Source organism: Bradyrhizobium sp. CCGUVB1N3, assembly GCF_024199925.1.
GTDB lineage: Bacteria > Pseudomonadota > Alphaproteobacteria > Rhizobiales > Xanthobacteraceae > Bradyrhizobium.
This window is the reverse complement of record NZ_JANADR010000001.1, coordinates 5,629,486-5,648,104: the sequence shown is the minus strand read 5'-3', so window position 1 is coordinate 5,648,104 and position 18,619 is coordinate 5,629,486. Positions and strand designations below refer to the sequence as shown.

The window sequence follows — 18,619 nt, the reverse complement described above, 5'->3', positions numbered from 1 at the left end:
GGCATCGCGGGCGGCCCGCCGGCAAGTCGCGGCAAGAAATCCAGGGAGTAAGTTTCGATGTCGGCCACGCCCCAAACCAAAGTCCAGCGTCCGTACCGGGGCGTCTTTCCCGTCGCCCCCACCATCTTCAACGAGCGCGGGGAGCTCGACCTCGAAGGCCAGCGCCGCTGCATCGACTTCATGATCGATGCCGGCTCGAACGGTATCTGCATCCTCGCCAACTTCTCCGAGCAGTTCGTGCTGACCGACGCCGAGCGCGAGACCGTGATGCATGCCGTGCTGGAGCATGTTGCCGGCCGCGTTCCCGTGATCGTCACCACCACCCATTTCTCCTCGGCCGTGTGCGCGGCGCGCAGCAGGCAGGCGGAGGCCGCCGGCGCCGCCATGGTGATGGTGATGCCGCCCTATCACGGCGCGACCTTCCGCGTACCCGAGAAGGGCATCGTCGAGTTCTTCAAGGTGCTGTCGGCGGCGATCGAGATTCCGATCATGATCCAGGACGCACCGGTCGCCGGCACGCCGCTGTCGGTGGAGTTGCTGGTACGGCTCTCGCGGGAGTTTTCCAACATTCGCTATTTCAAGATCGAGGTGCCCTTTGCGGCCGCGAAGCTGCGCAGCCTGATCGAGGCGGGCGGCAGCGCGATCGAAGGTCCATGGGACGGCGAGGAGGCGATCACGCTGATGGCCGATCTCGACGCCGGCGCCACCGGTGCGATGACCGGCGGCGGCTATCCCGACGGTATCCGCCAGATCGTCGATCCCTATTTCGCCGGCAAGCGCGAGGAGGCCAAGGCCGCCTATGAGCGCTGGCTGCCGCTGATCAATTACGAGAACCGCCAGTGCGGCCTGATCGCCTGCAAGGCGATGATGCAGGCCGGCGGCGTGATCAAGTCCGACGCCGTGCGCCACCCCCTGCAACCGCTGCACCCGGCCACGCGCGCGGGCCTGCTCGAGCTCGCCAGGGAACGCGACGCGCTGGCGCTGCGCTGGGGGAAGTAACGCGGTTCATCCTCCGGTCGTCGTCCTGGACAAGCGAGCGTAGCGAGCGCTGATCCAGGACCCATTACCCGAGGAAGCAGTTGTGCGGGCAGCCGTGGCCAGCGCCTTCTGCCACAACAACTCCCTGGGGTAATGGGTCCTGGCTTTCGCCAGGACGACTCCAAAGGAGAGCGCGATCCAGACGTCTAGCCAACTGTCCATCTAGGCGAAGCGTCGAATTGGCGCGCTTCGGCCGGTTTCGCGCGGTGGCGCGATGACGTAATGTTCCCGGGCCAACCAAGCCTGCGGAGCACCTCGAGACATCGCGCGTCAGCACTTCATTATGCCGTTATCCCGGGCCAGGTTGGCGCAAGTCGACGCAAACAGGGAGGCAGTGCCATGACAATGCGGCCAGATCCGACCTTCCACGCATCGCCAAAACTCGCGATGGAAGCGCCGCCCGAAAACTTCGCCTACACGTTGCTGCTCAGCCCGGATTTCTCAAAGCCCGACGCACTTGCGGTCATCGACGCCAAGCCGGGATCGCCGACCTACAGTCGGATCGTCCATACCGTGACGATGCCGAACAAGGGCGACGAGTTTCATCATTTCGGCTGGAATGCCTGCTCCTCGGCACTGTCTCCGCTCGCCGGGCACGCCTTCATCGAGCGGCGCTATCTCATTATTCCCGGCCTGCGTTCATCGCGCATCTACATCATCGACACCAAGCCCGATCCGACCAAAGCGAAGATTCACAAGATCATCGAGCCGGAGGAAGTCTTCAAGAAAACCGGCTACTCGCGGCCGCACACCATCCACTGCGGGCCGGACGGCATTTATGTCAGCACGCTCGGCGGCGGCGGCAAGGATGGCACGAGCGGGCCGCCCGGCGTCTTCATCATGGATTGCGAGACGTTCGAGGTGCTCGGCCGCTGGGAGATCGATCGCGGTCCGCAGACGCTGCACTATGACTTCTGGTGGAATCTGCCGCGCGACTACATGGTGACGAGCGAATGGGCGCTGCCGCCGCAGTTCGAGAACGGCATCGTTCCCGAAGATCTGCTGTCGAACAAATATGGCCACCGGCTCCATTTCTGGGATCTCCGGGCCCGGCGCAATGTTCAAACCATAGACCTCGGTGCCAACCATCAGATGGCGCTGGAGGTGCGGCCCGCGCACGATCCGGTTCGCGAATACGGCTTCGTCGGCGTGGTGGTCGACACCACCAATTTGGAAGCCTCGATCTGGACCTGGTGGCGCGAGGGCGGAAAATTCCACGCCGAAAAGACGGCGACGATCCCGCCGGAGCCTGCAGCCAAGGAAAAGCTGCCGCCGCTCTTGCAGGGGTTCGGCGCGGTGCCTCCACTGGTGACCGACATCGATCTGTCGATGGATGACAGATTCCTCTATGTCTCCTGCTGGGGCACCGGCGAGATGCGCCAGTATGACGTCAGTAATCCCCGGAAACCCAAGCTTGCCGGCTCGGTGTACACGGGAGGCATCGTGCGCCGCGCGCCGCATCCGAACGGCAAGGCTTATGCGGGTGGCCCGCAGATGGTCGAGATCAGCCGCGACGGCAAGCGGGTGTACTGGACCAACTCGCTCTACTCGACCTGGGACGACCAGTTCTATCCCGATGGCGTTCCCGGCGTCGAAGTGATGGCCAATGTCGGTCGCAACGGCGGCCTCGAGCTCGCCAGCGACTATTTCGTCAGCTTCCCCGAAGGATACCGGGCCCATCAGGTCAGGCTTGAGGGTGGCGACTGTTCGACGGATTCCTTTTGCTATCCGTCGGCCTAGATTGGGGAGAGGCGAGCCGGACACTTGCCTGGCTCTGGCTCGCGCTCCTTGCGAGCGGCATTTATCATGGCATCAATCCGGGAATGGGATGGCCGCTCGCGGTTTCGGCTGGGCTCATGGAACGAAGTCCGCGCGCGCTGTTTGGCGCGCTCGGTGCTCTGTCGGCTGGCCATCTGCTGGCGACGTTCCTGGTGTTGCTGCCGTTCGCGCTGTTGCTGGCGCTGGCCGAATGGCAGCGTCCGATTCAGCTCGGTGCGAGCCTGCTGGTGATCGGCTTTGGCGCCTACCGTCTCATCGATCGGCGCCATCCGCGGGCGCTGGCGCGGATACCGCCAACGCAGTTGGCGCTGTGGTCGTTTGCGGTTGCGATCGCCCACGGCGCCGCGTTGATGCTGGTGCCGATCTATCTCGGGCTGTGCCAGGCCGCTGACCTCGACGCGGTCCACCAGGCCGCCGGCGCTCTCGTCACGGCGAATCTCGCAATGGCGGTGCTGGTTTCGCTCATGCATGTCATCGCCATGGTCGCGGCGGGCGGTTGCCTTGCGTGGCTGGTCTACCGCTATCTCGGTCTCAAGTTCGTATCGCGAAGCTGGTTCAATCTGGATGCGGTCTGGGCCGCGAGTCTCGTCCTGGTCGGCGCCGCCGCGCTCGCGTTCAACCTCGCGGACTGGCGATGAGGCGGAGCGAAAACTCCGTCACCCTGAGGTGCCGGAGCGTAGCGGAGGCCTCGAAGGGCGACGGCCCGGTTGCAGCCCGGCCGTTCATCCTTCGAGGCTCGCTGTGCTCGCACCTCAGGATGACGGGACCGGCAGTGCCCATCAACCTATCTCGCCAACGGCCACTCGCCGATGACGTGGAAGCGTGCCGCTGCGTCTTCCTGGCGAAAAAGGGCGATGCGGTCGATCGCCAGCGTTTCGAGCTCCAGGCTGGCAAACCGCCTCCGCAACATCTCGATGATCGGCCCGCGGCGTTCCGCATCGAGCCGGCCCGTGAGCGTCATGTGGAAACGGAATTCTTCCATGACGTAGGGGTAACCCCAGTCGTCGAGATAGTCGCGCTGCCGCTCGGTCAGCTTTTCCGGGTTGCGCCTTGCGCGATCCTTCGCCGCCAATGGCGCGCGGAACGCGTCGAAATCGCGCACGCAATCGGCGGCGAGCCGTATCAGTTCGCTGACGGGCTCGGCAGGGATTGCCGCGATGAAGCCACTGATGGAATCGACGACCGGACGAATCACGGGGATCGGCCGCGGCTTTTCGGCAAACGCTGTGCACGCCGCAACCAGCTCGGCCTCGGTCTTGCCGCCCGCGAGCGCCATCGGCGCCTTCAGCGTGCCGTGAAAACCGTATTTGCGGGGATCGGCCGTGATGTCGTGCCAATCGGCCGCCAAGTGCAGCGCCTCTGCGGGGAAAGGCAACTCACGGCCGCTATGGGCATCATAGCCAAGCAGCTCGGCGCCGAAGCGCGACAGCGTGCTGTCGGCATCGGCGGCATAGTAGATCGCGTAGCGGGGAAAACCTGTCATCGCCTCTCGTATAGCCGGTTCAGGCGGCGACGACAGCTTCGCGCGCTGCGGCCGAACCGTGCAGGCGCGCTGCGTCGGTGAAATGTACCAGCCTGCCCGCGGCAATCACCGCGACCACCCGCGGCCGCAGCGGCACGGTGTCGTCGATCAGCAGGATGTCGGCGCGCCGTCCCTCCGCGATCACACCGCGATCGGACAGGCCTGCGGCTTCTGCCGGCGCTTCCGAGATCAGCTTCCAGGCTTCTGCCAGCGGAAGCACGTCGTCGGCCACGAGCCGGAAGGCGGCGAGCAGTTGCGCCGGATAGTAATAGTCCGAGGCCAGCACCGAGCAGAGCCCTTTGTTGATCATGTCGGACGCCCTGGTCCAGCCGGTGTGGCTGCCGCCACGCACCACGTTCGGCGCGCCGTAGATGATGGCGTCGCCTGCGTCTGCCGCCGCGCGCGCCGTCTCTTCATTGACCGGAAACTCGGCGATCGTGGCACCCATGTCACGATAGGCCTTGCGCATCGCCGGCGTCGAATCGTCATGCGAGAGCATCCGCACCTCGGCGGCGCGGGCCGCCGCAGCAAGCCGCGCAGTCGTCGCCGGGACGTCCGCTGCGCGAGCGGCGACACGACCGACCAGCTCTTCAAAGGCCGTGTCGGACAGTCCGGTGCGGTCAACCAAGCGGCCGCGCTTGTGCGGCTTCGCCAGATCGCGGATGGTCGCAGCCATGTGATCGTTGAAGGCGAACAGATCGATGCGTCCTTCGGCGAGCCACTGGCCGATCTCGTCCTCCGCATCGAGATTGTAGGTCTCGTGCCGCAGATGGAAGCGGGTGTCGGCAGCAAATTGCGGGCGCAGCCGCTCGATCGCTTCCAGCAGGCGTCGCGCATTGTCGCCAGAGCGCAGGCCCGGCTCCCACGACCAGGTCGTGCCATGGAAGACGGTGGTGATGCCGTTGCTGACGGCCTGCCGGTCGCTGTCGGCGAGCGCCACGTCGATCGGGAAATCGACGCCCGGGCGCGGCATCATCTGCCGTTCGAAGGCGTCGCCATGCAGGTCGACGATGCCCGGCAGGACCAAAAGATCACCAGCATCGATCGCAAGCGACGCACGACCGCGCCCGCGATCGATCTCCCCAATATCCTGTCCGGAAACCACGAGGGAGGTCTCGACGATCTCCGAGCCGATCAGGGCCCGGCCGCCTTCAAGGAAGATTTCGGTCACGCGGGGATGCTTCGCTTGCTGGGAGACAAATGGTTGGCAATGGCCCGTGCTTCGTACTTCGCGAGGAAATCTTCAATCCCAAGCTTGCGGAAATCAGGCAAGGCCTCGCGCAAGCTTTCGTGATCCCAGTCCCACCAGGCGAGCTTTGCCAGCCGGCCGGCGATCTCGTCGGAGAAGCGCCGCCGGACCGGACGGGCCGGATTGCCGGCGACGATGGTGTAGGCGGGCACGTCCTTGGTGACGACGGCGCCCGCGGCCACCACGGCGCCGGTGCCGATATTGCGGCCCGGTAGTACGATCGCGCCATGTCCGATCCAGACGTCATGGCCGATATGGACATGATGCTGGCGCCGCCAGTCGAAGAACTCGGCCTCGTCGCTCTCGCCTGGAAAATAGGCACTGGCGCGATAGGTGAAATGCGCCTGGCTGGCGCGGTGCATCGGGTGGTTGCCGGGATTGATGCGCGTCATCGCCGCGATCGAGCAGAATTTGCCGATCGTCGTGTAAGTGATCTGCGAATCGTTCACGACGTAGGAATAGTCGCCCATCGTCACCTCGTGCAGGATCGTGCGCGCGCCGACCTCGCAATAGGCGCCGAGCTTGATCTCGTGCAGCTTGGCGGTGGGATCGATGGTCGGTTGGACCGAAAGCGCTTTGGCGACCATGGTGCGTCCGTTGACAGGGAGGAGCGTTCGTCTTCGAGCGGCTCGATGACGATGTCATGACGTAGAGATGACAGGGGATGCGTGCGTAGCATCGCCGCACCGCCGCGCCCTTGTCACACAAATGTAAAGCGGCAGCGTTAGCGGTTGGGCCCAGCGAGTTGGGAGCCCTGCATGCTGGTGGTTGAAGGTCTGACGTGCCGCTTCGGCACAAAAGCCGCGGTGGACGGTGCTTCGTTTGAAATCGCCCCTGGCGGATTCGTCGGCGTCATCGGCCGTTCCGGCGCCGGCAAGTCGACCTTGCTGCGGACCATCAACCGTCTGGCGACGCCAACAGAGGGGCGCATCCTGTTCGACGGCATCGACGTCACCGCGTTGCGCGGCAAGGAGCTGCGGCAATGGCGCGCCCGTGCCGCGATGATCTTCCAGCAATTCAATCTCGTCGGCCGGCTCGATGTGCTCACCAATGTGCTGATGGGGCGCCTTGCCGCGATGCCGGCCTGGCGCTCGCTCACGCAGGCCTGGCCCGAAGAGGACAAGGCGCTGGCGATGTCGGCGCTGGAGCAGTTCGACATGGCCTCGCTCGCCGCCCAGCGCGCCGACCAGCTCTCCGGCGGCCAGCAGCAGCGCGTTGCGATCGCCCGCGCACTCGTTCAGCAGCCTGATCTGATCCTCGCCGACGAGCCGATCGCCTCGCTCGACCCGCGCAACACCAAGATCGTGATGGATGCGCTGCTGCGCATCAACAAGCATTTCGGCATCACCGTGATCTGCAACCTGCATTCGCTCGATCTGGCGCGCAGCTATTGCGATCGCCTGATCGGCATGGCGGCGGGCCGCGTGGTGTTCGACGGCGCGCCGTCAGCGCTCACCGAGCACGTCGCGCGCGAGCTCTACGATCTCGAAGCCAGTGAAGTCATGGGCGGCCTGCCGCTGCCCACGCCCGAAGGTGTTCCGGCGCTCGGCACCGCTGCCGCCGCCTAAGTCGCTACCAGTCATCGCGTTCAACTGATCAAGAGGGTATCATGATCACTCGTCGCATCGTCCTTGCCGGCGCCGCCGCGCTGGCCTTCTCCGCTTCCGCTTCCGCCGAGGACTGGAAAGCGAAATATCCGGAGATCACCTTCGCCGCGATTCCGATCGAGAACGGCTCGGGCACTTCCGAGCGCTACGCCCCCTTCGTCAGCTATCTGTCCAAGGAGCTCGGCATCAAGGTCACGCTGCGTGTTGCCAATGATTACGCTGCCCTCATCGAGGGCCAGCGCGCCGGCAATATCCATATCGGCTATTACGGTCCGGCGTCCTTCGCGCGTGCCCGCCTCACCGGCGTGAAGACCGACGCCTTCGCCATCGACGTCAACTCCGACGGCTCGAAGGGCTATTATTCCGTGTTTTACGTGCTGGCGAAGTCGCCATACCAGAAGATCGAAGACCTCAAGGGCAAGAATCTCGGCCTGGTCGATCCGAACTCGACCTCCGGCAACAACATGCCTCGCTTCAAGCTGAACCAGATGAGCATCGATCCCGACGCCTATTTTTCCAAGGTGGTCTTCACTGGCAGCCATGAGAACGCCGTTCTGGCGCTCGCGCAGGGCACAGTCGACGTCGCCGCCAACTGGTGGAACGCCGATGATGATTCCAACCTGACCCGCATGCTCAACAAGGGTATGGTGAAGTCGGCCGACGGCACGGTGATGAAGAAGGAAGACTTCCGCATCGTCGTGAAGTCCGACCTCATCATCAACTCGCCGTACGCCTATCTCAGCGATCTGCCGGATGACATGAAGGCCGCCATCAAAAAGGCCTTCCTGGAGGCGGCGCAGAAGGATCCCGAGGCGTTCAAGAAGCTTTCCGACGGCAAGAACAAGCCCTGGGAGCCGATCACCACCGACGACTACAACAAGACGATCGAGCTGATCAAATTCGTCGACAATCTGCGTAAGAAGGCGTCCTGATCGAACGGGACGACGCACCTGGAGCCGGGTCAATTGACCCGGCTTCTTTTCTATGTCGAGCCTTGTCCGTTGACCCCATGACCATTGCGGTTTCGATCCTTCCCGAGCAGCAGCTGGCGGCGCTGAACGCGGCCTATCGCCAGGCGGTGGCGCGCAAGCGCCTGCGATTGTTCGCCGGTGCTGCGCTGTTCATCGCCGCGCTGATCCTTGCTGCGATCGGGGCTGAAGTGAATTTGCGGACGCTGTTCACTTATTTCGGCAACTTCGTCAGCTATTTCGATCGCATCCTCACCCTCGACAGCGGCCAGCGCGTTTGGACTGATCCCCGCGAGTGGCTGTGGGGCTGGTACAAATGGGGCAAGCTGCTCGGCGAGACGTTGCTGATCAGCTACGTCGGTACGCTGATCGGCGCGGTCTGCGCGTTCTGCCTGAATTTCCTCGCGGCGGAGAACACTTCGCCGGCGCCCTGGCTGCGCTTTCTCGTGCGCCGCCTGCTCGAATTTGCTCGGACCGTGCCGGGCATCGTGTTCGCGCTCATCTTCATCATGGCCTTCGGGCTCGGGCCGATGGCGGGCGTGCTGGCGATCGCCATTCACTCGACCGGCGCGCTCGGCAAGCTGTTCGCCGAGATCGTAGAGAATGCCGACATGAAGCCGGTCGAAGGCGTGCGCTCGACCGGCGCGAGCTGGCTGTCCTGCATGCGCTTTGCCGTATTGCCGCAGGTCTCGGCCGGCTATGTCAGCTACGCGCTGCTGCGCTTCGAGATCAATGTCCGTGAATCCTCGGTGATGGGTTTCGTCGGCGCCGGTGGCATCGGCCAGGAGCTCGTGGTCGCGATCCGAAAATTCTATTACTCCGACGTCAGCGCGATCCTGCTGATGATCGTGCTCACGATCTTCGTCATCGACATCACGACCGGCTGGTTGCGCGCGCGGCTGTTCGGCAGGGATGCACGGTCATGAGGGAGTTCGAGAAGCCCGACACCGCGGCGCTGCGGACAAAATATCCCGATGCCTTCGAACGGCCGGCGGCGGCGCGTCTCGCCACGCCCGCCATGATCGTGGCCGCGCTCGCCGTGTTCATCTTCGGCCTGAACGATCTCGGCTTTGAGCCGGCAAGGTTCATCGCGGGCCTCAAGCAGCTCGGCTGGATCACCATGATGATGATTCCGCCCGATCCCGGAACGTCGCTGCCGCTTTATCTGAAGGCGCTGGGGGAGACACTGTCGATCGCGCTGCTCGGCACCACGCTCGCCGCAACGCTGGCGCTGCCGGTCTCCCTGCTCGCCGCGCGCAATATCGTGCCGCCGAACATCATCCGCTTTCCGGTGCGGCGCTTCCTCGACTCGATCCGCGGCGTCGACACGCTGATCTGGGCGCTGGTCTGGATCAACGTGGTCGGGCTCGGCCCGTTTGCCGGCGTGCTCGCGATCATGGTCTCGGACTTCGGCGCGCTCGGAAAGCTGTTTTCGGAGGCGATCGAGGCCGCCGACAAGAAGCAGGTCGAGGGCATCAGGGCATCAGGCGGCAATGCCCTGCACGAGATCCGCTTCGGCCTGATGCCGCAGGTGCTGCCGGTCATTGCCGGCCAGGTGCTCTATTTCATCGAATCGAACACGCGCTCGGCCAGCATCATCGGCATCGTCGGTGCCGGCGGCATCGGCCTTCAGCTCGCCGAGCAGATCCGCGTGCTGGAATGGCAGAGGGTCTCGTTCCTCGTGCTGATGATCCTGGTCGCAGTCGCCGCGATCGACTTCATCTCCGGCAAGCTGCGCTTCGCCATCATCGGCCGGCGGGCGGTGGCATAGAGCGCTTCTCTCGCAGGGTGGGCAAAGCAAAGCGTGCCGACCATTTCTGCCGAGACCTCGGAGATATGGTGGGCACGGCGCAAGTGCGCCTTTGCCCACCCTACGATTCGATCAAGAATTCCACCCGCTACGATTCCACCAAAAACTCCACCCGCTCTGCGGCGAAGCGCGAGCGCTTCGTCACCAGCGGCTTGCCATCGGGATCGAGGTCGGTCGAATCGACCACCAGGATCGGACGCCCCAGCGCGAGGTCGAGCCGCGCGGCGTCTGTTGCATCGACAATGCCGGCCGTGATCCGGGTCGAGCCGCGGCGGTAGTCCCGGACGCCGTAATGCGCGAGCAGTTTCGTCATCGAGCGCGTGGCGGCGAAGACCGTGCCCGCATCTGGATAGAGTTCGGCTGACAGCCATGACGTCGAGACGCAGATCGGCGTGCGGTCGGCAAAGCGCACAGATTCGATCCGGACCAGCCGCGCGCCGGTCTTCACGCCGAGTTCCCGTGCGAGCTCCCGGCTCGCCACGTCCTCCGACGCCTCGATCAGCTGCCCGCGTGGCTCGCGGCCGCCGGCGCCGACGATCTCCGAGAAGCGCGTGCGCGAGCGCAAGGGATAGGCAAGCTTCTGCGCCTCGACATAGGTGCCGCTGCCGCGCTCGGCGCGCACCAGGCCGCGCTCGGCGAGTGCCGCCAGCGCGCGCCGCACCGTATGGCGGTTCACGCGATAGGTCTCGGCGATCTCCATCTCGCCCGGCAGCTTTTCGCCGGCGGCAAAGCGGCCGTCGGCGATGCCGCGCTCGATGCCGTCGGCGACCAGGCGCCACAGCGCGACGCCGGAGGAGGCGGTGTCCTGAAGGCTCATGTCGCGGGGAAGCCCATCTCCAAAATCACACGATTGTCACGAAACAGTCATGGCGCTTCATTATCAAGTTGTCTATTATCATAGACAACTTGAATTCGGCAAGCCTGGTGACCGACGTGACCCCGCAAGACAGCCTCAAGACCCGGCGCAAGGCGGCAATGGCCGTGCTGGTGCATGCGGATGCAGATGCTATCGCCGGCCGACTTCGCGCCATCGCGTTGCCGCGGCATGACGATCTGCGTGTAGCCGAGAACGGCCTCGTGATGCTGCGCGGCCGCGTCGGCGGCGATGGCGCGCCGTTCAATCTTGGGGAGGCCACGGTGTCGCGCGCCGCGGTGCGACTTGCGGGCGGCGAGGTCGGCTTCGGCTATACGCTCGGTCGCGACGGTGAGAAGGCGAGGCTGATCGCGCTCTGCGACGCGCTGGTGCAATCCGAAGAATTTGCAGGCGCCGTCGAGCGGGAGGTCGTTGCGCCCTTGCGCGCGGACCTGCTTGCGCGGCAGGCGCAGCGCGCCGCGCAAGCCGCGGCAACGAAGGTTGATTTCTACACCATGGTGCGCGGTGAGGGGTGAGGCCATGACCACGATTGCGGAGCTGCCACCGGGTTTCGCCGACAAGGTGTTGTCGGCGCAATCGACCTTTCGCTCGGTCATGGACGCGATGGCGCGGCCGGGCTCGGTGCAGCGGATCGTGCCGGCGGCGGGCACGCCCGGTCCCATGATGCGGGGCACGGCGGCGATCGCGCTGACGCTGTTCGACCACGATACGCCGCTCTGGCTCGATGCGCGGATGTCGGAGAGCTCCGACGTCCTGAAATGGCTGAAATTCCACACCGGCGCGCCGGTGATCCAGGATCCTTCCGTCGCGAGCTTTGCGCTGATCGCCGATGGTGCCGCGCTTCCTTCGCTCGAGCGCTTTGCGCTTGGCAGCAACGAATATCCGGATCGCGCTACCACATTGGTCCTGCAAGTGGAGAGCCTCAATGCAGGGCGCGCATTCGAGCTCCGTGGCCCTGGTATCGACGGCGTGACGATCCTTCACGCGTCTGTCAGGCCAACCGACCTGTTCGAGCGCCTGCGCATCAACGAGGCGCTGTTTCCGCGCGGCATCGACGTGGTGCTGGTCGCCGATGACGCCGTGGTTGCGATCCCGCGCACCACGCGCGTCGTGAACAAGGGAAGCCAGTAGCATGTATGTCGCAGTCAAAGGTGGCGAACGCGCCATCGAGAACGCCCATCGCCTGCTGGCGCACGCGCGGCGCGGCGACCACAGCGTGCCCGAAATTGCGCTCGACCAGATTTCCGAGCAGCTTGGCCTCGCCGTCGATCGCGTCATGAGCGAAGGCTCGCTCTATGACCGCGAGCTCGCGGCGCTCGCCATCAAGCAGGCGCGCGGCGACTTGATCGAGGCGATCTTCCTGGTCCGCGCCTTCCGCGCCACGCTGCCGCGCTTCGGCGCAAGCGAGCCGGTCGATACCGGAGCGATGCGGGTGCGGCGACGGGTGTCGTCGACCTTCAAGGACATTCCGGGTGGGCAGATCCTCGGGCCGACCTTCGACTACACCCATCGCCTGCTCGATCCGGGTCTTGCCGAAGGTTTCGTGCCGGATGAGCCGGCGACAGCCGAAGCCTCGCCCGCGGCCACGCCGCGCGTGACCGATATTCTGGGCCGCGACGGCTTGATCGAGGCGTCACCGCAAGCAGAAGATGGCGTGCCGGTTGGCGATCTCACGCGCGAGCCGCTGAACTTTCCAGCCGACCGCGACCTGCGCCTGCAAAATCTCGCGCGCGGCGACGAAGGCTTTCTGCTGGCGATGGGGTACTCGACCCAGCGCGGCTATGGCCGCAACCATCCTTTCGCCGGCGAGATCCGCTTCGGCGAGGTCGAGGTCGAGTTCTTCGCCGAGGACGTCGGCTTCGCCGTGCCGCTCGGCGCGATCGAGCTGACCGAATGCCAGATGGTCAACCAGTTCAAGGGCTCGGCCACGGAAGCGCCGTGCTTCACCCGCGGCTATGGCCTCGCCTTCGGCCAGAGCGAGCGCAAGACCATGTCGATGGCGCTGGTCGATCGCGCGCTTCGCGCGCGCGAGCTCGGCGAGGAGGTGCTCGCACCGGCGCAGGACGAAGAATTCGTGATGTCGCATTCGGACAACGTCCAGGCGACCGGCTTCGTCGAGCATCTGAAGCTGCCGCACTATGTCGACTTCCAGTCCGAGCTTGGCCTGCTGCGCAAGCTGCGTCAGGAATTTTCCGAGGCCAATGAAGCCGAGCCGATGAAGGAGGCCGCGGAATGAACGCGCCCGCCTACAATTTTGCGTATCTCGACGAGCAGACCAAGCGGATGATCCGCCGCGCGATCCTGAAGGCGATCGCGATTCCCGGCTATCAGGTGCCGTTTGCGAGCCGCGAAATGCCGATGCCCTATGGCTGGGGCACAGGCGGTGTGCAGGTGACCGCGGCGATCCTCGGGCCCAGCGACGTACTCAAGGTGATCGACCAGGGCTCCGACGACACCACGAATGCGATCTCGATCCGGAAATTCTTCGCCAAGACCGCGGGCGTCGCCACCACGACCGCGACGGAAGAGGCGAGCGTGATCCAGACCCGCCACCGCATTCCCGAGACGGCGCTGAAGGCAAACCAGGTGCTGGTCTATCAGGTGCCGATCCCGGAGCCGCTGCGTTATCTCGAGCCGCGCGAGACCGAGACGCGGCGCATGCATGCGCTCGCCGAATACGGCCTCATGCACGTCAAGCTCTACGAGGACATCGCGCGCTTCGGCCACATCGCGACCGCCTACGCATATCCCGTGAAGGTGAACGCGCGCTATGTGATGGACCCGTCGCCGACGCCGAAATTCGACAATCCCAAGATGGACAATTGCCCGGCGCTGCAGCTTTTTGGCGCCGGCCGTGAGAAGCGCATCTATGCGATTCCGCCCTACACGCAGGTGGTGTCGCTCGATTTCGAGGACCATCCGTTCGAGCCCTACCGCTTCAACGCGCCCTGCGCGCTGTGCGGGGCCGAGAATTCCTATCTCGACGAGATCGTCACCGACGACAAGGGCGGGCGCATGTTCGTGTGCTCCGACACCGATTTCTGCGAGGAACGTCAGACGGCTGGTCACCACGGCAGCCTGAGCGCCGCACCGTACAAGGAGAAGGCGCATGGTTGAGCACCTGCTCGAGAACGATCAGCCGCTGCTGGTTGCGGAGTCGCTGAGCAAATCCTACGGCAGGATCGCCGCCTGCCGCGACGTCTCCTTTGCGCTTTATCCGGGCGAGGTGCTGGCGATCGTCGGCGAATCCGGCTCCGGCAAGTCGACGCTGCTCCAGCTCCTGTCAGGTCAGCTTGCCGCCAGCGGCGGCAGCGTGTCCTACCGGATGCGCGACGGCGTTACGCGCGATCTCGCAATGCTCGGCGAAGCCGAGCGCCGTTTCCTGTTCCGTACCGATTGGGGCTTCGTGCATCAGGATCCTGCGCAGGGGCTGCGCATGGCGGTCTCGGCCGGTGCCAATGTCGGCGAGCGGTTGATGGCGGTGGGGTGGAATCACTACGGCCGCATCCGCGATACCGCATCCGATTGGCTCACGCGCGTCGAGATCGACGTCGCGCGGATCGATGACGCGCCGCGCACCTATTCCGGCGGCATGCGCCAGCGCCTCCAGATCGCCCGCAATCTCGTGACCGAGCCGCGTCTCGTCTTCATGGATGAGCCGACCGGCGGCCTCGATGTCTCCGTGCAGGCGCGCCTGCTCGACCTCTTGCGCAACCTGGTTGCCGAACTGCATCTGGCCGTCATCATCGTCACCCACGATCTCGCGGTCGCGCGGCTGCTGTCGCATCGCGTGATGGTGATGAAGGGCGGCCGCGTCATCGAGACCGGCCTGACCGACCAGGTGCTCGACGACCCGCGCGAGCCCTATACTCAGCTCCTCGTCTCCTCGATCCTACCGCCATGAGCCGCCCGATGACCGCCATGATCGACGTCGCCGACGCGCAAAAGACCTTTACGATGCACCTTCAGGGTGGCGTCGAGCTGCCCGTCGTGCGAGGCGTGACGTTCCGCGTCAATCCCGGCGAGTGCGTCGTGCTGTCCGGCCCGTCCGGTGCGGGCAAATCGTCGATCCTGAAAATGATCTTCGGCAATTATCGCTGCGACGGCGGCCGCATCGGCATCCGCCATCGCGGTAGCCTGATCGATCTTGCCAGCGCCGAGCCGCGGCAGATCCTCAACGTCCGCCGCGACACGATCGGCTATGTCAGCCAGTTCCTGCGCGCTGTGCCGCGTGTTGCGACCATCGACGTCGTCGCCGAGCCGCTGATCGCAAGCGGCGTGGCGCGACCCGAGGCGCAACAGCGCGCGGGCGCACTGCTGCATCGCCTCAATATCCCCGAGCGCCTCTGGCAGCTCCCGCCCGCGACTTTCTCGGGCGGCGAGCAGCAGCGCGTCAACATCGCGCGCGGCTTCATTCCGGAGCTGCCGATCCTGCTGCTCGACGAGCCGACCGCTTCGCTCGACGCCGCCAACCGAGCCGTCGTCGTCGAGCTGATCGCGGAGAAAAAACACAAGGGCACAGCCATGGTCGCCATCGTCCATGACGACGAGATCCGCCATCGGATCGCCGACCGCATCGTCGACGTCACCAGTTTTGCCGCTGCGGCCTGAAGGACCTGGAAATGAACGTGAAGCCGAATGAAACCGTGATCGCCAACGCCAGGATCGTACTGGCCGACAGCGTGATCGAGCGGGGCTGGATCGCTCTTGCAAAGGGTTGTATCGCCGAGATCGGTGAGGGCACGGCGCCCGCAGGCGCCGAGGACGCCGGCGGCGATCTGATCACGCCGGGCCTGATCGAGCTGCACACCGATCATCTTGAAGCTCACTACGTGCCGCGTCCAAAGGTGTTCTGGGATCCCGTCGCCGCCGTCATCTCCTATGACGGGCAGCTTGCGACATCAGGCATCACCACGGTGCTGGACTCGCTGCGGGTCTGGCGCGAGGACGGCGCGGAGGAGGTCGACGGCCGTGCGGGCACGCTGGCGACTGCCATCTCCATAGCGCGCGAGCACAATCTCTTGCGTGCCGATCACTTCCTGCATCTGCGCTGCGAAATCCCGATGCCGAGCGTGGTCGAGGAGGCCAGGGAGCTCATCGGCCGTCCCGACGTGCGGCTGATGTCGCTGATGGATCACACGCCCGGCCAGCGCCAGTTCCGCGACGAGGTCAAGCTGCGCGACTATTATCGCGGCAAGGGCGGAGGCATGACTGACGCCCAGCTCGATGAGCTCTTTGCCAGGCGCTTCACGTACCAGCAGACCTATGCCGCGAACAACATGCGCGAGATCGTGGCGCTGGCGCAGGACTACAGGATTCCGCTCGCAAGCCATGACGACACCACCGAGGAGAACGTCACCGACGCGATCCGCGACGGCGTCGCAGTGGCGGAATTCCCGACCACGGTGGAAGCTGCGCGCGGCCTGCACGCCGCCGGCATCGACATCCTGATGGGTGCGCCGAACGTGGTGCGCGGCGGCTCGCATTCCGGCAACATCGCTGCCGTCGATCTCGCGCGCGAGGGGCTCCTGGACATCCTGTCGTCCGACTACATTCCGTCGAGCCTTTTGATGGCCGCGCTGCAACTGCCGCAGCATGTGCCGGCGATCAGCCTCCCGGCCGCGATCCGCACGGTGACGAAGGCGCCGGCCGAGGCCGTCGGGCTCACCGACCGCGGCGAGATCGCGGTCGGCAAGCGCGCCGATCTGATCCGCGTCCATGTCGCAGGCAGCGTTCCCGTGGTCCGCAGCGTCTGGCGGGAAGGAGGCCGCGTCGCATGAGCGAGAGCCCATCGATTGCGCCACAACAGACCGCGGCGATCGGGCCCGGACGCCTGGTCCTGGTCGTCGGTCCCAGTGGCGCCGGCAAGGATACGCTGCTTGGTCTTGCCAAAACCGCCCTCGCTGAAGATCACGATGTGGTCTTTCCGCGCCGGATCGTGACGCGCGAGGCATCCGCCGCCGAGGACAATGTGTCCGTGACTCCGGACGAATTCCGCCGCGCGCTGGACGGCGGTGATTTCGCCGCGCACTGGCAGGCACATGGCCTCTCTTATGCTCTGCCGATCGAGATCAACGACGATATCCGCGCCGGCAGCACGGTCGTCGTCAACGTCTCGCGCACGGTGATAGGCGCGCTGCGCCAGGCCTACGCCAACGTCGTGGTGGTCGCGATCACGGCGCCGCCGGACGTGCTCGCGCAGCGTCTCGCCGCGCGGGCGCGCCGCAGCGATGGCAATATCCAGGAGCGGCTCGAACGGCATGTCGATGATACGTCGGCGCATGCCGACGTCACGATCGTCAATGCCGGCAGCGCCGATTATCACAGCCGCCAGCTCGTCCGCGTGATCCGCAACGAATGCTGGCGCGAGTAGCAAAGGAGCAGGTAGAATGACGGTGATCACGACGGTCGAGGAGCTCGAAGCGATCTATGGCGTCACCGGCGACGCCTCGACCGTGAAGGTCGCCGATCACGTCACGCCGCTCTACCGCGTCTTCATCGAGACATCGCCCTTTGCCGCGCTGGCCACGATCGGCCCGGAGGGCATCGACTGCTCGCCGCGCGGCGATCTGCCGGGCTTCGTGCGCATTCATGACCCGAAGACGCTGATGCTGCCGGACCGCCGCGGCAACAACCGCATCGATTCCTTGCGCAACATCGTTCGCGATCCGCGCGTCTCCCTGATGTTCCTGATCCCCGGCTCCGGCAATGCGATCCGTGTCAACGGGCAGGCGCATATCTCCGTCGATCCGGAGCTGCTCGCCTCCTTCAAGGTCGACGGCAAGGCGCCGCGCAGCGTCATGGTCATGACCATCGATGAGCTCTATTTCCAGTGCGCCCGTGCCATCGTCCGCTCCGATCTCTGGAATCCCGACAAGCGCGTCGATCCCAAGACCTTGCCGACTCCCGGCCAGATCCTCGCCGAGCTGAGCGACAACAAGGTCGGCGGCGAAGAGTACGACCGTGCCTGGCCCGCCCGCGCGGCCGCGACGATGTGGTGATTCTTTCTTACCCTCTCCCCTTGTGGGAGAGGGTGGCTTCGCGGAACGCGAAGCCGGGTGAGGGGTTCTCTCCGCGAGTGCTCCTCGCAGTTGATATGCGCGGATAAAGCCCCTCATCCGGCGCCATAGCCGATGCGGAGCATCGGCGTTCTTGAGAACGGCGGCCGAAGGCCGCCTATGCCACCTTCTCCCGCAAGGGGAGAAGGGAAGCGAGATCGCGCTGACACTTAGACCTATCGCGAGATAATTCCATTCGTCGCCGTTCGCGCACAGAGAAGCCCGCATACGCCGCCGCACGAAATATGGATACCCATTTCATTGACCGATCGCCTCGATCGCCCGATATTCGCTGCATCGAAACTGCTCCCGCGATGCCGAAAACCGCAGCATGAGAACGAATGACCAGCGAGTTCAGAGCGACATGCCCGCGCGCATGACGCGCCGCTGCTTCTCTGCGGCGACTGGCCGCTGTTGTTGCTGACCGCTACTTCAGCCACACCTGCAATCGCAAATTTCAGAGACAGGAACGCCGAACTCCCGGCGAATGAGCAGCCATGACCAAAGCCTACATCATCGAAGTCCACGACCGCACTGCCGGCATCATCGCGCGCGATGCGCACGGTTTCCGTTTCTTCTCCTCCGAGCGCCTGTTCGACAGCCTCGAAGGTCGCCAGTTCCGTTCGGCCCGCGACGCCGAGCGCGCCGCGCGCGCGGTGTTCTCCGAGCGGCGCCATCTCCTCAATCAATCGCACTTCGCCATCTGAAACGGCG

At 65.0% G+C, this 18,619-nt stretch carries 21 protein-coding genes; 17 read left to right on the top strand and 4 right to left on the bottom strand.

Annotated elements, in window-relative coordinates:
* Positions 1-57 precede the first annotated feature (57 nt).
* The 3 genes from NLM33_RS26960 (at position 58) to NLM33_RS26950 (ending at position 3,455) form a co-directional block, all read left to right on the top strand.
* Entirely contained in the window at positions 58-999 is a 942-nt protein-coding gene (locus NLM33_RS26960) for a dihydrodipicolinate synthase family protein (RefSeq protein ID WP_254100437.1), read from the top strand.
* A gap of 378 nt (positions 1,000-1,377) precedes the next feature.
* Positions 1,378-2,778, top strand: coding sequence for a selenium-binding family protein (locus NLM33_RS26955; RefSeq protein WP_254100435.1), 1,401 nt, complete (start codon positions 1,378-1,380; stop codon positions 2,776-2,778).
* An 83-nt stretch (positions 2,779-2,861) separates the two neighbouring features.
* Complete coding sequence (locus NLM33_RS26950; RefSeq protein ID WP_254105892.1) at positions 2,862-3,455, top strand: hypothetical protein; 594 nt, start codon at positions 2,862-2,864, stop codon at positions 3,453-3,455.
* A 146-nt stretch (positions 3,456-3,601) separates the two neighbouring features.
* Here the strand turns inward: NLM33_RS26950 and NLM33_RS26945 are convergent, their stop codons facing one another.
* From NLM33_RS26945 to NLM33_RS26935, 3 genes are read right to left on the bottom strand one after another with little or no spacing between them, the layout of a single operon-like run.
* Positions 3,602-4,300, bottom strand: coding sequence for a DUF1045 domain-containing protein (locus tag NLM33_RS26945; RefSeq protein ID WP_254100433.1), 699 nt, complete (start codon positions 4,298-4,300; stop codon positions 3,602-3,604).
* 19 nt (positions 4,301-4,319) lie between these two features.
* On the bottom strand, positions 4,320-5,510 hold the full coding sequence (locus NLM33_RS26940) for an alpha-D-ribose 1-methylphosphonate 5-triphosphate diphosphatase (RefSeq protein ID WP_254100431.1): 1,191 nt from the start codon (positions 5,508-5,510) through the stop codon (positions 4,320-4,322).
* Positions 5,507-6,175: a DapH/DapD/GlmU-related protein gene (locus NLM33_RS26935; RefSeq protein WP_254100429.1), complete on the bottom strand. Its 669-nt coding sequence runs from the start codon at positions 6,173-6,175 to the stop codon at positions 5,507-5,509. Before NLM33_RS26935 ends, NLM33_RS26940 begins: the two co-directional genes overlap by 4 nt.
* A gap of 171 nt (positions 6,176-6,346) precedes the next feature.
* On the opposite strand from NLM33_RS26935, the gene phnC reads away from it, so the two are divergent.
* The 4 genes from phnC to phnE (NLM33_RS26915) all read left to right on the top strand — a co-directional run bounded on the left by phnC (position 6,347) and on the right by phnE (NLM33_RS26915) (position 9,934).
* On the top strand, positions 6,347-7,156 hold the full coding sequence (phnC, locus tag NLM33_RS26930; protein ID WP_254100427.1) for a phosphonate ABC transporter ATP-binding protein: 810 nt from the start codon (positions 6,347-6,349) through the stop codon (positions 7,154-7,156).
* 41 nt (positions 7,157-7,197) lie between these two features.
* Entirely contained in the window at positions 7,198-8,127 is a 930-nt protein-coding gene (gene phnD, locus NLM33_RS26925; protein WP_254100425.1) for a phosphonate ABC transporter substrate-binding protein, read from the top strand.
* Between the two features lie 77 nt (positions 8,128-8,204).
* The gene (gene phnE / locus NLM33_RS26920; protein ID WP_254100423.1) at positions 8,205-9,089 is read left to right on the top strand and encodes a phosphonate ABC transporter, permease protein PhnE; all 885 of its coding nucleotides are present in this window, start codon (positions 8,205-8,207) and stop codon (positions 9,087-9,089) included.
* The gene (gene phnE, locus NLM33_RS26915; RefSeq protein ID WP_254100421.1) at positions 9,086-9,934 is read left to right on the top strand and encodes a phosphonate ABC transporter, permease protein PhnE; all 849 of its coding nucleotides are present in this window, start codon (positions 9,086-9,088) and stop codon (positions 9,932-9,934) included. The genes phnE (NLM33_RS26920) and phnE (NLM33_RS26915) overlap by 4 nt, the downstream gene beginning before the upstream one ends.
* Before the next feature lie 127 nt (positions 9,935-10,061).
* On the opposite strand, the gene phnF is transcribed toward phnE (NLM33_RS26915), so the two are convergent.
* A complete protein-coding gene (gene phnF / locus NLM33_RS26910; protein ID WP_254100419.1) occupies positions 10,062-10,790 on the bottom strand; it encodes a phosphonate metabolism transcriptional regulator PhnF in 729 nt (242 codons plus the stop codon).
* Positions 10,791-10,948: 158 nt separating this feature from the next.
* Between phnF and phnG the strand changes: the two genes are divergently transcribed.
* From phnG to NLM33_RS26860, 10 genes are all read left to right on the top strand, one after another.
* Positions 10,949-11,362 (top strand): phosphonate C-P lyase system protein PhnG, encoded by a 414-nt coding sequence (gene phnG, locus NLM33_RS26905; RefSeq protein ID WP_371930137.1) that lies wholly within the window; start codon positions 10,949-10,951, stop codon positions 11,360-11,362.
* A 4-nt stretch (positions 11,363-11,366) separates the two neighbouring features.
* Positions 11,367-11,978 carry a phosphonate C-P lyase system protein PhnH gene (phnH, locus tag NLM33_RS26900; protein WP_254100415.1) on the top strand — a complete coding sequence of 204 codons (612 nt, stop codon included), beginning with the start codon at positions 11,367-11,369 and terminating at the stop codon, positions 11,976-11,978.
* A 1-nt stretch (position 11,979) separates the two neighbouring features.
* Complete coding sequence (locus NLM33_RS26895; RefSeq protein ID WP_254100413.1) at positions 11,980-13,083, top strand: carbon-phosphorus lyase complex subunit PhnI; 1,104 nt, start codon at positions 11,980-11,982, stop codon at positions 13,081-13,083.
* Positions 13,080-13,964 carry an alpha-D-ribose 1-methylphosphonate 5-phosphate C-P-lyase PhnJ gene (locus NLM33_RS26890; RefSeq protein ID WP_254100411.1) on the top strand — a complete coding sequence of 295 codons (885 nt, stop codon included), beginning with the start codon at positions 13,080-13,082 and terminating at the stop codon, positions 13,962-13,964. The genes NLM33_RS26895 and NLM33_RS26890 overlap by 4 nt, the downstream gene beginning before the upstream one ends.
* Positions 13,957-14,751 (top strand): phosphonate C-P lyase system protein PhnK, encoded by a 795-nt coding sequence (gene phnK, locus NLM33_RS26885; protein WP_254100409.1) that lies wholly within the window; start codon positions 13,957-13,959, stop codon positions 14,749-14,751. Before NLM33_RS26890 ends, phnK begins: the two co-directional genes overlap by 8 nt.
* An 8-nt stretch (positions 14,752-14,759) precedes the next feature.
* Positions 14,760-15,458 (top strand): phosphonate C-P lyase system protein PhnL, encoded by a 699-nt coding sequence (phnL, locus tag NLM33_RS26880; protein ID WP_254100406.1) that lies wholly within the window; start codon positions 14,760-14,762, stop codon positions 15,456-15,458.
* Between the two features lie 11 nt (positions 15,459-15,469).
* Positions 15,470-16,627, top strand: a complete 1,158-nt coding sequence (locus NLM33_RS26875; protein ID WP_254100404.1) for an alpha-D-ribose 1-methylphosphonate 5-triphosphate diphosphatase — start codon at positions 15,470-15,472, stop codon at positions 16,625-16,627.
* A complete protein-coding gene (gene phnN, locus NLM33_RS26870; RefSeq protein ID WP_254100402.1) occupies positions 16,624-17,220 on the top strand; it encodes a phosphonate metabolism protein/1,5-bisphosphokinase (PRPP-forming) PhnN in 597 nt (198 codons plus the stop codon). Before NLM33_RS26875 ends, phnN begins: the two co-directional genes overlap by 4 nt.
* Before the next feature lie 16 nt (positions 17,221-17,236).
* A complete protein-coding gene (locus NLM33_RS26865; RefSeq protein ID WP_254100400.1) occupies positions 17,237-17,848 on the top strand; it encodes a pyridoxamine 5'-phosphate oxidase family protein in 612 nt (203 codons plus the stop codon).
* Between the two features lie 554 nt (positions 17,849-18,402).
* Positions 18,403-18,612 carry a hypothetical protein gene (locus NLM33_RS26860; RefSeq protein WP_254100398.1) on the top strand — a complete coding sequence of 70 codons (210 nt, stop codon included), beginning with the start codon at positions 18,403-18,405 and terminating at the stop codon, positions 18,610-18,612.
* The last annotated feature ends 7 nt before the right edge of the window (positions 18,613-18,619 follow it).

Excerpts from the sequence above, each read along its gene's own strand:
- NLM33_RS26960 (WP_254100437.1), top strand. The coding sequence starts at position 58 with ATGTCGGCCACGCCCCAAACCAAAGTCCAGCGTCCGTACCGGGGCGTC.
- NLM33_RS26955 (WP_254100435.1), top strand. The coding sequence starts at position 1,378 with ATGACAATGCGGCCAGATCCGACCTTCCACGCATCGCCAAAACTCGCG.
- NLM33_RS26950 (WP_254105892.1), top strand. The coding sequence starts at position 2,862 with ATGGGATGGCCGCTCGCGGTTTCGGCTGGGCTCATGGAACGAAGTCCG.
- NLM33_RS26945 (WP_254100433.1), bottom strand. The coding sequence starts at position 4,300 with ATGACAGGTTTTCCCCGCTACGCGATCTACTATGCCGCCGATGCCGAC.
- NLM33_RS26935 (WP_254100429.1), bottom strand. The coding sequence starts at position 6,175 with ATGGTCGCCAAAGCGCTTTCGGTCCAACCGACCATCGATCCCACCGCC.
- phnC (WP_254100427.1), top strand. The coding sequence starts at position 6,347 with ATGCTGGTGGTTGAAGGTCTGACGTGCCGCTTCGGCACAAAAGCCGCG.
- phnD (WP_254100425.1), top strand. The coding sequence starts at position 7,198 with ATGATCACTCGTCGCATCGTCCTTGCCGGCGCCGCCGCGCTGGCCTTC.
- phnE (WP_254100423.1), top strand. The coding sequence starts at position 8,205 with ATGACCATTGCGGTTTCGATCCTTCCCGAGCAGCAGCTGGCGGCGCTG.
- phnE (WP_254100421.1), top strand. The coding sequence starts at position 9,086 with ATGAGGGAGTTCGAGAAGCCCGACACCGCGGCGCTGCGGACAAAATAT.
- phnF (WP_254100419.1), bottom strand. The coding sequence starts at position 10,790 with ATGAGCCTTCAGGACACCGCCTCCTCCGGCGTCGCGCTGTGGCGCCTG.
- phnG (WP_371930137.1), top strand. The coding sequence starts at position 10,949 with ATGGCCGTGCTGGTGCATGCGGATGCAGATGCTATCGCCGGCCGACTT.
- phnH (WP_254100415.1), top strand. The coding sequence starts at position 11,367 with ATGACCACGATTGCGGAGCTGCCACCGGGTTTCGCCGACAAGGTGTTG.
- NLM33_RS26895 (WP_254100413.1), top strand. The coding sequence starts at position 11,980 with ATGTATGTCGCAGTCAAAGGTGGCGAACGCGCCATCGAGAACGCCCAT.
- NLM33_RS26890 (WP_254100411.1), top strand. The coding sequence starts at position 13,080 with ATGAACGCGCCCGCCTACAATTTTGCGTATCTCGACGAGCAGACCAAG.
- phnK (WP_254100409.1), top strand. The coding sequence starts at position 13,957 with ATGGTTGAGCACCTGCTCGAGAACGATCAGCCGCTGCTGGTTGCGGAG.
- phnL (WP_254100406.1), top strand. The coding sequence starts at position 14,760 with ATGACCGCCATGATCGACGTCGCCGACGCGCAAAAGACCTTTACGATG.
- NLM33_RS26875 (WP_254100404.1), top strand. The coding sequence starts at position 15,470 with ATGAACGTGAAGCCGAATGAAACCGTGATCGCCAACGCCAGGATCGTA.
- phnN (WP_254100402.1), top strand. The coding sequence starts at position 16,624 with ATGAGCGAGAGCCCATCGATTGCGCCACAACAGACCGCGGCGATCGGG.
- NLM33_RS26865 (WP_254100400.1), top strand. The coding sequence starts at position 17,237 with ATGACGGTGATCACGACGGTCGAGGAGCTCGAAGCGATCTATGGCGTC.
- NLM33_RS26860 (WP_254100398.1), top strand. The coding sequence starts at position 18,403 with ATGACCAAAGCCTACATCATCGAAGTCCACGACCGCACTGCCGGCATC.